This is a genomic window from Lysinibacillus contaminans, assembly GCF_001278945.1.
Taxonomy (GTDB): domain Bacteria; phylum Bacillota; class Bacilli; order Bacillales_A; family Planococcaceae; genus Lysinibacillus; species Lysinibacillus contaminans.
The window spans coordinates 1-12,953 of sequence record NZ_LGRV01000005.1; the positions used below are offsets into that span (position 1 = coordinate 1).

Here is a 12,953-nt window from a genome sequence, read left to right on the forward strand (position 1 = left end):
TGGGGGCTTCCCCCTGTGAGAGTAGGACGTCGCTAGGCTCAAAAAGTCGCTGCTAATACAATTAGTAGTGGCTTTTTTATTTTTTAGAGATTTGACAAGAATTGCGAAAATGCTGATGTCGAGCTAAAGAAAACTACATATAAATAAACGAGTAATTTCTTATAAATAAAAGAAAATAAGGGTCAGTCCAATAGTCGAAAAATCGACTTCTTGGACTGACCCTTTTGATGTTTGAGAACAGTTTTTTTAAAAATTAGTGGCTACGTAATTCAATACGACGAATTTTACCAGAAGTAGTCTTTGGTAGATCCTGTAAATATGCAATTTGACGAGGATATTTGTAAGGAGCAGTTAATGTTTTTACATGCTCTTGTAATTCTTTTGTCAGTTGCTCCGGATCACGTGTTTCAAAACCTGCTTTTAGTACGACATAGGCTTTGACGATACTACCTCTAATTTCGTCGGGTGCTGCAACTACTGCGCATTCCTGCACAGCTTCATGTTTATTTAGCGCATCTTCTACTTCGAAGGGACCAATTGTATAACCAGAAGAAATGATAATATCATCACCACGCCCTTCAAACCAGAAGTATCCATCTTCGTCGTACTTAGCTTGATCGCCTGTAATATACCAATCTCCTCTGAAGGCAGCCTGTGTACGTTCATGTTCGTTATAGTATTCTTTGAATAATGCAGGCGAGGATTTATGAACAGCGATATCACCGACTTCACCAGGTGCTACTTCTTTTCCTTCTGGATCAATGATTTTAACATTGTTTCCTGGAGTTGGTTTTCCCATAGAGCCAGGTCGTAAATCCATATTTTCCATTGTACCAATTAATAATGTATTTTCAGTTTGACCATAACCATCTCGTACCTTTAAATTAAATAGATTCAAAAAAGTATCGATAACTGGACGATTTAAAGGCTCTCCAGCAGATACCGCGCTACGTAAAGAGGATAGGTCATAATCACCAAGTTGATCTAGCTTTGCCATAATGCGGTATTCTGTTGGTGTACAGCATAGCACGTTAATTTTTTCATCCTGAATAAGTTGTAAGTATTTGTTTGCATCAAAGCCGCCGTGGTAAACGAAGGCTGTTGCGCCAAGCATAATTGTCGATAAGAATGGACTCCATATCCACTTTTGCCAACCTGGAGCAGCTGTTGCCCAAACTAAATCACCTTCACGAACAGCTAACCAATTCGATGCTGCCATACGTATGTGTGCATAGCCCCACCCATGTGAATGTACCACGCCTTTAGGCTTACCTGTGGTTCCTGATGTATAGGATAGGAAGGCCATATCGTCCCGGTGTGTTGGGACTGCCTCAAATTCAGTACTTTGCTTCGAAGCTAAAGTATCTAAAGTTATCCAGCCCTCTTCATCCTGCCCAATAACAAGTTTCGTGTTTAGTGCTTGATGATTGCTTGTAATGCAATTAATTTCTGAAGTGAAAGCATGATAAGTAATGACTGTTTTAGCATTTGCGTGGTTGATACGATATTCTAAGTCATTTGCACGTAGCATTTCCGAGCATGGAATTGGCACGATACCAGCCTTTAAACATGCTAAATAAACACAATATGCTTCTGGTAGGCGGGGGATAATAATTAATGCACGATCACCCTTTTCTATGCCTAAAGAAGTAAGTGCGTTTGCATATTGATTCATGTGATTAATTAATTGCTCGTATGATAATGTTTGACGAGTTCCTTGTGCATCTGTCCATCGAATGGCTTGGCGCTCAGAATCGCTAGCGTACTTCTCAAGCTCTTGAGTAATATTGTAGTGCTCCGGTGCGATTAAATTAACATTTTGAACTCCTGTAGTTTCAACCATGCAAGAAACTCCTCCTCAATAAATCACAATAAGACTATATATTCTAAAATCAATTTTCCTATACATAGATTGTAATATCAATACAATATAATGCTTTAAAAGACTAGAAATATGACATTTTGGAGAAATATTTAGATTATAAGCTGTAAGTTGACACTTTTACTCTAAAAGGAAATTTAGATAGGAGTTCTAAATTAAGGAAATGCTCGAAAATGTTGAATTATCATTTGAAAATTATAAAATTTAAACCATTAGAGAGAATTTGTTGCCAAAACATAAATGTCTGCTATAATAATTATTGTACCTAGCGTGCTAGGGGAAATATATAGTAGCGTTCCGAAGTAGCTCAGTTGGTAGTAGCACCTGACTGTTAATCAGGTTGTCGCAGGTTCGAGTCCTGCCTTCGGAGCCATTTTTTTTTGCCTTTTTTTCTGTTATCCCTCTAAAATACTTCTTAAGACTCATTTTCCTAACAGTGAAGTAAGCCTTCACAAAGGTATAAATCTTTCCAACAAATACAAATCACTCCTAAAATAATACTCATCAAACTTAAGCACAACTCGCATGTAGTTTTATAATACACATCTTCGTATTACAGTTATTGTAAGTAGTATACTCCTAACTTTATTTTCTATATTTATACATAAATAGATTATATTACAATATGTATTTTCTGTGTATCCTTCTATAGTTTCATAGTGAATCACTAAAGAGTAAACTTGAAAAATACAATTTGTTACTATTTTAAAATAATTAATCTTATTTAGCCACGTACTCTTTACTTGAGTGTGTGGTTTTTAGGTAGATAAACAGGGTATAAACGAGAAAAAAAGCAATTAAAATGAAAAAAATGTAATTTAAATTCCATAATTTAGATTGACAAAATTATTCTGTGTAAAGTAATATTCAGAGCATGATGTGAATGTACGCTTAGAAAGACGAGGGGGAATTCGAGTGGAACCTATTTTAGAGGTAGAGGGCATATCATTGCAATTTGGTGGCGTTAAGGCATTGGATAATGTCACATATCATATAAACAAAGGTGAAATATTCTCACTTATTGGTCCCAATGGAGCTGGTAAAACGAGTATGCTAAATTGCATTAGTGGTTTATATCAACCCACAAGTGGTTCCATACGCTACAAAGGTCAAGAAATTATTAACATGAAACCGTATGAACGTACAACACTTGGAATGGCACGCGCATTCCAAAATATTGCCCTGTTCGCACATATGTCGGTACTAGATAACTTGAAACTAGGTCGACATTCTTTGATGAGTTCAGGTGTGTTTAGTGGTGGTTTGTATGTAGGAAAAGCGTCAAATGAAGAGATTGCCCATCGTAGAAAAGTCGAAGAAGTAATTGAATTTTTAGAGCTGCAAGATATTCGACATACGCCAGTGGGTACACTTCCATACGGCTTGCAGAAACGTGTAGAGGTTGGTCGAGCATTAGCACTAGGGCCAGAATTGATCTTGTTAGACGAACCAATGGCAGGCATGAATAACGCGGAAAAGGACATGATGTCTAGTTTTATCTTGGATATGCATGAAGTGATGGATACAACGGTTGTTTTGATTGAGCATGACTTAGGGATTGTGATGGGCCTATCCGATCATATTGCGGTATTGGATTTTGGTAAACGAATTGGCTTTGGTACACCGAAGGAAATTCAGCAAAATCCAGATGTAATAAAAGCGTATATTGGGGAAGAAACCGTTATTTAGAAGGAGGAAGGAACGTAATGATCGAAAAAACATTACCTACTCTTTTAACAGAGCGCGCGAAAAATGAAGCAAATGCAGTTGCCTTGAGACAAAAATACCTAGGCATATGGAATGAAGTATCGTGGGGTGACTATAAAAATAATGTCGAGTATTTGGCCATGGCCCTATCAGAACAATATGGCTTTAAGAGTGGTGAAAGACTAGCGATTATAGGTGAAAATCGTCCGCAGTGGCTTTATGCACAACTGGCTGCACAGAGCTTAGGGGGCGTTTCTGTTGGCATATATCAAGAGTCATTACCGGATCAGATTGAATTTTATTTAAATGATTGCAAAGCGCGTATTGTCATTGTGGAAGATCAGGAGCAGGTTGATAAACTACTTCAGGTTGAGGATAATTTGCCACTAGTAGAGCACATTATTTATTACAATAATCAGGGAATGCGTCATTATAAAAACGATAAACTGGGAAATTTAGATGATTTATTAAGCACAGGTGAGACTTTGGCGAAGGATAATCCGAGTTTCTTTATTGAAAAAGTAAGCAAAATCAATGGAAATTCACCTGCTATTATTGCGTATAGCGCAGCCACTTCAGGACGGCCAAAAGGGGCTATTCTGACACATTTTAACTTGTTGGAGGCAGCAAAAAATTTAGCAAAAGTAGATGAAATGAAAAAAAATGATGACTACTTCTCATTTTTACCTCTTTCTTGGGTGCATGAGCAAGTCGTTAGTATTGTTTTGCCATTAGTGACTGGTGTAGTCGTAAATTTCCCGGAAAAATCACATACGGTAATGGGTGATTTACGAGAAATTGGGCCGCAAACTTTGCTAGCACCACCGAGAGTTTATCAATCCTTAATGTCAAATTTCAATATTCGAATAGAAGGAGCAAGTTGGTTTAAGCGTAAAGTGTATCAAGTCTTTCGGAAGTATGGTGACAAAAAAGCACTTGCTACAATTGAGGGTAAGGCATTATCTTCGATGGATAAGTTTATGTATTGGTTAGGTGATGCATTTATATTTAGTGCGATACGTGATCATTTAGGATTCACTAGAATAAAACGAGCATATGTTGCAGGGGCGGCACTTCAATCAGATGCTTTTTATTTCTACCATGGTTTAGGTGTGAATTTGAAGCAAACATATGGTGGAACTGAAGTTGCAGGGATTGCCTTTGTACAACATGACAATGATATTAAACCAGGTAGCTCAGGTGTGCCTATTCCAGATACAGAGGTTAAAGTTGAAGCGGATGGCACGATTTACTTGAAAAACAATGCGATTTTCTCCGAATATTTGAATGAAGCAGATCGAAAGTTAGTCGTCGATGGGTGGATCTCATTAGGGGATAATGGCTATTTAGATGAAGATGGTCATCTTCATATTTTAGATAGGCAAGAGGATGTAATTACAAATGAATCGGGTGAGTCAATTTATCCGAGATTAATAGAAAATAAATTAAAGTCATGTGTTTATATTCAAGAAGCTGTTTGCTTCGGTAAGAATAGACCTTATATGACGGCAATTGTTAACATCGATTTAAGCAATGTTGGGCGCTGGGCAGATAAAAACCGCATTGTTTATACTGAATATTCAGATTTATCAAGAAGCCCAAAAGTGGCTGAATTAATTGAACAAGAAGTAACGAAGCTAATGGAACAGTTACCTCCGCATATGAGAGTGAAGAAATTCTCCATCCTACACAAGCAATTCACTGCCGACCAAGGTGAATTGACACGTACGTTGAAGATTCGTAGAAAGTTTGTAGAAGAAAAATATCATAAACTAATGGATGCTATGTATTCGGATTCTGAAGAAGTATTACTTAGTAGTTCAGAAGTTGAATCGATGAGTGATGTTAGTTTGACTGTCATCGAGTTGAACATTAAACAGGAGGTGGCTTAAAATATGGTCTTTTTCTCTCAAATGCTGATTAATGGAATTGTTGTTGGGAGTATTTATGGACTGGTCGCATTAGGATTCGTTTTAATCTACAGAGCAAGTGGTGCGCTGAATATGGCAAACGGTGAATTTGTCATTATTGGGCCATACGTTTGTTTAGTGCTCATCACTGCTTATGATATACCATTTTTTATTGCATTACTGATAACGCTCGTCTTTAGTGCAATTCTTGGATTAGTTGTCGAGCGACTAGTCGTACGGCCTCTCCAAAATGCGCCAGTTATTTCTGTCATTATGGCGACAATCGGATTATCGAGTCTATTAGCGGGGGCAGTTCATATGATTTGGGGACACCAAACACGTGTGTTTCCGCCAATTTTCCCTCCCACACCGGTACAAATCGGTGGAGTTATCATTACACCAGTTTATTTATGGTCATTCATTGTTGTTATTGCACTCCTTATTTTATTTTCACTATTCTTCAAGTTCTCTAAAATGGGAATCGCAATGCGCGCTGTAGCTGATGATCGTACAGCTGCTTCATCAATGGGGATTAGTGTGAAATATGTTTATGCAGCAACTTGGACAATTGCAGCAGTAGTTGCTGCAATCGGTGGTGTTTTACTTGGAAATATTAATGGTGTAAGCCCGTCGATGGCGGCGATTGGTTTAACGGTATTACCAGTAGTAATTTTAGGTGGTTTAGATAGTGTTTTCGGTGCAATTGTTGGTGGCTTTATCATTGGGATATGTCAAAACTTAGCGGGTGGGTATCTTGATCCGTTAGTAGGTGGCGGTCTAAAGGATGTTGTGCCGTTCATCATAGTTCTACTGATTTTAATGGTAAAACCACATGGGTTATTTGGTAGTCGAGGAATTGAGAGGGTGTGATGGATTGAGAAATCTATTTGTGAGAGAGTGCGGAAATTACAAAACATCTTATAGTGATGACATGAAATTGTTTGGCACTTCAGGAGCGAAAGTAAAAGCGTTACTTATTGTTGCAGTAGTAGCACTTGTCCCGATGATAGCATCTAATTATTGGGTAGGCTTATTGACGCTATGTGCAATCGCATCCATTGGAGCAATCGGATTAAACATTCTGACGGGCTTCACAGGTCAAATTTCCATTGGGGTAGGCGCATTCTTAGGTGTTGGTGGCTACGCATCAGCAATTTTGACATCCACTTATGGCGTAAGTTTTTGGATTTCATTGCCGCTAGCAGGGCTAATTACAGCGGTTATCGGGGGATTATTCGGCATTCCATCACTACGATTAAAAGGCTTATATCTAGCCATTGCGACGTTAGCTGCACAGGTCATTATTCTATTTGTCATTAGTAGATGGACAAGTGTAACTGGGGGAACTTCAGGTATGACACTAAGTCGTCCAGAGATAGGGTCATTCGCTTTAACGAGTAACACTTCGTACTTCTATTTGAGTATTATTGTCTTAATATTCACTATTTTATACGCAACTAATTTATTAAGAACACGTGTAGGACGAGCATTCTTAGCGGTTCGAGATCGTGATATTGCAGCACAAATTATGGGGATTAATTTATTCCAATATAAGGTTATGGCTTTTGCAATTAGTTCTTTCTTTGTTGGGATTTCTGGTGCTCTATTAGCACATTATACAATGATTGTTAGCCCAGAACTTTACGATTTTCATGTATCGATCGAATACTTAGCGATGATTTTAATCGGAGGCTTGGGTAGTGTATTTGGCTCAATTTTAGGAGCAGTATTTATTACATTATTGCCTGTTGGATTGAGTTCGATGGTTGATATATTAACGGTCTATATGCCAGATTTGTATCAAATTTTATCGGCATTCAAAGAGTTTGTATTCGGTTTCGTTATAATCCTGTTTTTAATTTTTGAACCAGGTGGTCTAGCTCATATTTGGTTAAATATGAAGAAGTACTTTAAGTTATGGCCGTTCTCTTACTAAAAAGAAATGACTGGGGAAAAATTAATAATAATTTATACAAAATTAAGGGGGAGTTAGTTTGAAAAACAAAAAGTTTTTATGGGCATTAATGGGGATTATGATGTTAATGGTGTTAGCAGCATGTTCGGGAGACGATTCAAAAGATGGCGATAAAGAAGATTCTAAACCAGCATCTTCAGGTGGCGAAAGTAATCCAAATAACCGTACAGTAGTTATTGGTGGGATATACGACATTACTGGAGGAACTGGTGATGTAGGTACTCCTTATGCTGAAGGGGAAAAAGCATACTTTGAGCATTTAGAAGCAACTGGTGGAATTGAAGGTTTAAACCTTCAATTAGTAGGTAAAGACTACGCATACAAAATTCCAGAAGCACAAAAAATTTATCAAGAGTTACGTGATAAAGAAAAAGTATCAGCTGTATTAGGTTGGGGAACTGGTGATACAGAAGCGTTACGTCAACAAATTGCAACAGATCAACTTCCATATTTCTCTGCTTCTTTCTCTGAAAATTTAAAAGATATTAAAACAAGTCCATATAACTTCTTAATCGCGGCTTCATACTCAGATCAAGGTCGTACCATTTTAAAATGGATTAAGGAAAACCATAAAGGCGAAAACCCAACTGTAGCGTTATTATACAATGATAGTGCATTTGGTCGTTCGCCAGTTGAAGATATAAAAAAATACGGTAAAGAAATTGGTGTCGAAGTAGTAGATGAGCAAGTAATCGATGTTAAAGCAACTGAGGCGCAATCTCAATTATTAAATATGAAAAAGAAAAAACCTGACTATGCGATTATCAATCAAACTTGGGGAGCAACTGCAACAATTTTACGTGATGCAAAAACGTTAGGTATTGATACGCAATTTATCGGCTTAAACTGGGCATCTGGTGAAGGTGTAATTGATATTGCAACTGCCGATATTGCAGAAGGATACATCGGTATTTTATCTCACGCATTCCCATACGAAGATTTACCGGGTATGGCTGAAGTAAAAGAATACTTAGATTCAAAAGGCAAAACAATCGATGATATTAACCAAAAGTTCATCCAAGGTTGGAGTGCAGCGAAAATTATGGTCGAGGGTGTAAAAATTGCTGCTGAGAAAAATCCAGATGGCGACATTACGGGTGCTCAAATTCGTGAGGGTCTTGAAACTTTAAATAACTTTGATTTAGGTGGATTAGCTGCACCTATAACATTTACTGCTGACAATCATGCTGGTACAGAGCAAACACGTTTAGGTATTGTGAAAGACGGTAAGTGGGAGCAACTTACAGAATACAGAAGCTATAAGTAAACAAGCAATATGAATAAATAGTAGACAAGCTCCTTAAAAATAGGGGCTTTGTCTATATGGTCAGGGAAAAGGGGGACTTCTATGCTTCAGGTAAATAATGTGGAAGCGGTGTATTCGAAAATTATTTTAGCGTTAAAGGGGATGTCTCTTCATGTTCCTGAAGGGAAAATCGTAGCATTGTTGGGTAGTAATGGAGCTGGTAAATCAACAACATTAAAAGCGATTTCGGGACTGCTTTCTGGAGACGGTGGGCAAATTACTGATGGTACAATTGAATTTCAAGGGAAGAAAATTAATGGCATTACACCCGATGTACTTGTGAAGAATGGAATTTTCTTAAGTATAGAAGGTCGACGTGTGTTTAAAGATCTTACCGTGGAGGAAAACTTAATCGCAGGAGCATATACCCGAAAAGACCGTTCGAATATTAAAGGGGATATTGAGAAAATTTATGAGTATTTCCCGAAGCTTCGGGCATTAGCACCAAGAAAGGCAGGGTTCTTATCAGGTGGGGAGCAGCAAATGTTAGCGATTGGTCGTGGAATTATGGCCAAGCCGAAATTGCTTTTGCTAGATGAGCCTTCTCTAGGAATTGCGCCATTGCTTGTAAAAGAGATTTTCCAAAATATCAAAAAAATTAATCAAGAGGAAGGTACCTCTATATTAGTAGTAGAGCAAAATGCCAATGTTGCATTATCTATTGCTGATTATGGTTATATTATGGAAAGTGGACGGGTTGTAATGCAAGGCGACCCTGTAACGTTGTTATCAGATAAGGACATAAGTGAACACTACTTAGGAATCGGTAAAGAAGGAGAAAAGAATTATAAAGAAGGAAAGATTTTTAGACGCCGTCAAAGAATTGTGTGGTAATTAATTCTAATTGCTGATTTCTTCTGAATAAAATTGGTCTAATAATTTGGATATGTATTCTTATAATTAGGCTGCTTATGGCCAGATTATAGTGGTATTAAGTAGCCTGTTTTTGAGTTCTCTCTTTGGACATCAACTAAAAAAATGATGCAAATAATTTTCCCTATTTAATATGAAGAAAAGCTTAAAATATTCTACCTGAAATATTTTTTAGAAAAAACTTTTTAAAAAGGGTTGCTTTAATAAAAAAAAGCTGATAATATAAGTCTTGTCCTGTTCAAGACAACAAATAATTGAACGTATGGCCCCTTGGTCAAGCGGTTAAGACACCGCCCTTTCACGGCGGTAACACGGGTTCGAATCCCGTAGGGGTCACCATTTTTTCTAAGCATTGTAGTTTAATGCGAAGGCTTAAAAGAATAAATAAACTGTTAAGAAATAACACCTGATTTTATGGAGGATTAGCTCAGCTGGGAGAGCATCTGCCTTACAAGCAGAGGGTCGGCGGTTCGAGCCCGTCATCCTCCACCATATAGTGTTTATTTCGGAGGGGTAGCGAAGTGGCTAAACGCGGCGGACTGTAAATCCGCTCCTTAGGGTTCGGCGGTTCGAATCCGTCCCCCTCCACCAGTTTTATTTATGAATGATTGGGGTATAGCCAAGCGGTAAGGCAACGGATTTTGATTCCGTCATGCCCTGGTTCGAATCCAGGTTCCCCAGCCATTTTCTTTTATGAGCCATTAGCTCAGTTGGTAGAGCATCTGACTTTTAATCAGAGGGTCGAAGGTTCGAGTCCTTCATGGCTCACTTTTCTATAGAATATTCAAAAGTGTATCATTAACTACAAACACAAATCTCTTACTGGAAACAGTAGGAGATTTTTTTTATTTTATTTTTACAGTGTAAGTATCTTCTTAGAGCCGAGATTTAGTACTTAAACTGTTTATGGGCTTTTATTGTATAAAAATTCAGAAAAATGATAGGTTGAGCCAAGTGTCTTGTAAGCTTTACAATAGTCGTACAACACAAAGGGGGTATAGAATGATGAATAAAAAAACGATTTCTATTATCGGTGTTCCGACAGATTATGGGCAAGCGCGACGCGGGGTGGATATGGGACCAAGTGCAATTCGTTATGCGGGTGTTGTCGAACGCCTTGAGGCGATTGGCCATACAGTGCAAGATCAAGGAGATATTCGTGTTAGTCAAAAGCTTGTAAAAGCGGCGATTGATAAACAGCTGTTAAATTTAGAGGAAGTCATTGATGTGAGCACGTCTTTAGCTAACCGAGTACATGAGGTTGTAGCTGAGAAGAAATTTCCGCTCGTATTTGGTGGTGATCATAGTATTGCCATTGGTACGTTTGCGGGGCTTGGTGAGCATTATAAAAATTTAGGCGTTATTTGGTTCGATGCACATGCTGATTTAAATACACCAGACACAACACCGTCAGGAAATATTCATGGGATGCCACTTGCGGTTAGTATTGGCATTGGGGATGAACGCCTTGTGCAAATTCGTAAATATGCGCCAAAAATTAAATCTAAAAATATCGTTATTATAGGTGCGCGCTCTGTGGACCCAGGTGAACGGGAGCTTATTCATGAACAAGGTATTAAAGTTTACACAATGCATGAAATAGATCGTCTTGGGATGACGCGTGTAATGGAGAATGCACTTGCTTACTTAAAAGGGCTTGCAGTAGATGGTTTGCACCTGTCTCTTGATTTAGATGGGCTAGACCCTTTGTATACACCAGGTGTCGGAACGCCCGTGCCTGGTGGGATGACATATAGGGAAAGTCATTTGGCCATGGAGATGCTGCAAGAATCGGGTATGTTGACGTCAGCTGAATTCGTAGAAGTTAACCCAATTTTAGATGAGAAAAATAAAACGGCAGATGTAGCTGTAGCGCTTATAGGTTCACTATTCGGAGAAACCCTTGTTTAAAAAATTGTCAAAAATATGGTTTTTGCCCCCTAGTATAAAAATCTTTTGTTATAATTGAAGTTAGAATGAAACTTTTCTTATAGAAGAGCCGTATAGTATAAGACAGTTGTAAAGGTGGAGAAGTCAACACGATGGATGCGTTAGTAAATAAGAGAATAAAACAAGTGCTTAAAGGCGATCAAAACGCATTTGCCGATATTGTGAGTCTCTATCAGCACAAACTGTACCAAGTATGCTATCGAATGCTAAGTAATAAACAAGAAGCTGAGGATATTGCACAAGAAGCGTTTGTTCGTGCATATATGAATTTGCATACTTTTGATCAAAAAAGAAAATTTTCGACTTGGCTTTATCGTATAGCGACGAATCTTTGTATTGACCGTATTCGGAAGAAAAAGCCGGATTATTATTTAGATGCGGAGGTAACTGGTACGGAAGGTCTTGATATGTATTCACAAATCGCTGCAAAGGACCAATTGCCAGAGGAAACGCTTGTGCAAATGGAGCTACAAGAGCGCATTCAATATGAGATAGGTCGTTTACCTGATAAATATCGCTCAGTTATAGTTTTGAAATATATAGAAGAATTATCGTTACAGGAAATTAGTGAAATTCTAGATATGCCTCTTGGAACGGTGAAAACGAGAATTCACCGTGGACGTGAAGCATTACGAAAGCAATTAAACAATTTGTAGGAGGGGGAGCGTCATGAATATTTGTCCAGAGCATATAATAGAGCATATGCATGATTATTTAGATGGTGACATTAGTCGTGAACATGAGCAAGAGTTAAAGAAACATTTGCATACGTGCACCGAATGTAAACAACTTATGCAAGAATTGAGTGAAACTATCGCATTTGTGAAGAGTGCTTCCCATATTACAGCGCCTCCGCATTTTGAAGCCGCAGTGATGGCTCGTTTACCGAAACCCAAAAGTCGTATAGGCATGCAAAAGTGGATTCGTCGCCACCCACTATTCGTAGCAGCAGCGGTGTTTTGCTTATTTATGAGTGCCACTTTACTCGGAAGCTTTAGAGATGACCAGCATTTTTCTGTTACCAAACAGCCGAATTTAGTCGTTGAAGGTCAAACTGTTATTGTGCCAAAAGGTGAACTTGTAAAGGGTGATATCGTTGTAAAAAACGGAGATTTAGTTGTTGAAGGTGAAGTAGACGGCGATGTAACGATTATTAATGGTCAATACATGGCGTCGTCAGCAGTTGTTTCCGGCCGAGTAGAAGAAATCGACGAAGCCTTTGAATGGCTTTGGTATACTATTAAAAACTCAGTCAAGAATGCATGGACATTTGCAGATGATGGAGAAACTAAATAATACTCTTATGCGTTCTATTTGATGGTACGTATGAGAGGTTGGTGAAGTCTGCTC

At 38.2% G+C, this 12,953-nt stretch carries 10 protein-coding genes and 6 tRNA genes; 15 read left to right on the plus strand and 1 reads right to left on the minus strand.

Going from position 1 to position 12,953, the window contains the following annotated elements; all coding sequences use genetic code 11:
• Positions 1 to 253: 253 nt before the first annotated feature.
• Entirely contained in the window at positions 254 to 1,843 is a 1,590-nt protein-coding gene (mbcS, locus tag AEA09_RS15145) for an acyl-CoA synthetase MbcS (RefSeq protein ID WP_053584810.1), read from the minus strand.
• Between the two features lie 335 nt (positions 1,844 to 2,178).
• On the opposite strand from mbcS, the gene AEA09_RS15150 reads away from it, so the two are divergent.
• The 15 genes from AEA09_RS15150 to AEA09_RS15220 all read left to right on the plus strand — a co-directional run bounded on the left by AEA09_RS15150 (position 2,179) and on the right by AEA09_RS15220 (position 12,899).
• A tRNA-Asn gene (locus AEA09_RS15150) sits at positions 2,179 to 2,255 on the plus strand.
• A 542-nt stretch (positions 2,256 to 2,797) separates the two neighbouring features.
• The gene (locus AEA09_RS15155) at positions 2,798 to 3,571 is read left to right on the plus strand and encodes an ABC transporter ATP-binding protein (RefSeq protein WP_053584811.1); all 774 of its coding nucleotides are present in this window, start codon (positions 2,798 to 2,800) and stop codon (positions 3,569 to 3,571) included.
• A 17-nt stretch (positions 3,572 to 3,588) separates the two neighbouring features.
• Positions 3,589 to 5,481 (plus strand): AMP-binding protein, encoded by a 1,893-nt coding sequence (locus AEA09_RS15160; RefSeq protein ID WP_053584812.1) that lies wholly within the window; start codon positions 3,589 to 3,591, stop codon positions 5,479 to 5,481.
• Positions 5,482 to 5,484: 3 nt separating this feature from the next.
• The gene (locus AEA09_RS15165) at positions 5,485 to 6,369 is read left to right on the plus strand and encodes a branched-chain amino acid ABC transporter permease (RefSeq protein ID WP_053584813.1); all 885 of its coding nucleotides are present in this window, start codon (positions 5,485 to 5,487) and stop codon (positions 6,367 to 6,369) included.
• 4 nt (positions 6,370 to 6,373) lie between these two features.
• Positions 6,374 to 7,435 carry a branched-chain amino acid ABC transporter permease gene (locus AEA09_RS15170; protein ID WP_053584814.1) on the plus strand — a complete coding sequence of 354 codons (1,062 nt, stop codon included), beginning with the start codon at positions 6,374 to 6,376 and terminating at the stop codon, positions 7,433 to 7,435.
• 58 nt (positions 7,436 to 7,493) lie between these two features.
• Entirely contained in the window at positions 7,494 to 8,741 is a 1,248-nt protein-coding gene (locus AEA09_RS15175) for an ABC transporter substrate-binding protein (protein WP_245622880.1), read from the plus strand.
• 81 nt (positions 8,742 to 8,822) lie between these two features.
• Positions 8,823 to 9,614 carry an ABC transporter ATP-binding protein gene (locus tag AEA09_RS15180; RefSeq protein WP_053584815.1) on the plus strand — a complete coding sequence of 264 codons (792 nt, stop codon included), beginning with the start codon at positions 8,823 to 8,825 and terminating at the stop codon, positions 9,612 to 9,614.
• 303 nt (positions 9,615 to 9,917) lie between these two features.
• Positions 9,918 to 9,992 (plus strand) — tRNA-Glu (locus tag AEA09_RS15185).
• A 77-nt stretch (positions 9,993 to 10,069) separates the two neighbouring features.
• Positions 10,070 to 10,145, plus strand: a tRNA-Val gene (locus tag AEA09_RS15190).
• A 15-nt stretch (positions 10,146 to 10,160) separates the two neighbouring features.
• A tRNA-Tyr gene (locus tag AEA09_RS15195) sits at positions 10,161 to 10,244 on the plus strand.
• A gap of 18 nt (positions 10,245 to 10,262) precedes the next feature.
• Positions 10,263 to 10,337 (plus strand) — tRNA-Gln (locus AEA09_RS15200).
• 11 nt (positions 10,338 to 10,348) lie between these two features.
• A tRNA-Lys gene (locus tag AEA09_RS15205) sits at positions 10,349 to 10,421 on the plus strand.
• A gap of 237 nt (positions 10,422 to 10,658) precedes the next feature.
• On the plus strand, positions 10,659 to 11,564 hold the full coding sequence (gene rocF / locus AEA09_RS15210; RefSeq protein WP_053584992.1) for an arginase: 906 nt from the start codon (positions 10,659 to 10,661) through the stop codon (positions 11,562 to 11,564).
• A 131-nt stretch (positions 11,565 to 11,695) separates the two neighbouring features.
• Positions 11,696 to 12,259, plus strand: a complete 564-nt coding sequence (gene sigW / locus AEA09_RS15215; protein WP_053584816.1) for an RNA polymerase sigma factor SigW — start codon at positions 11,696 to 11,698, stop codon at positions 12,257 to 12,259.
• A 13-nt stretch (positions 12,260 to 12,272) separates the two neighbouring features.
• The gene (locus tag AEA09_RS15220; RefSeq protein WP_053584817.1) at positions 12,273 to 12,899 is read left to right on the plus strand and encodes an anti-sigma factor family protein; all 627 of its coding nucleotides are present in this window, start codon (positions 12,273 to 12,275) and stop codon (positions 12,897 to 12,899) included.
• Positions 12,900 to 12,953: the final 54 nt, after the last annotated feature.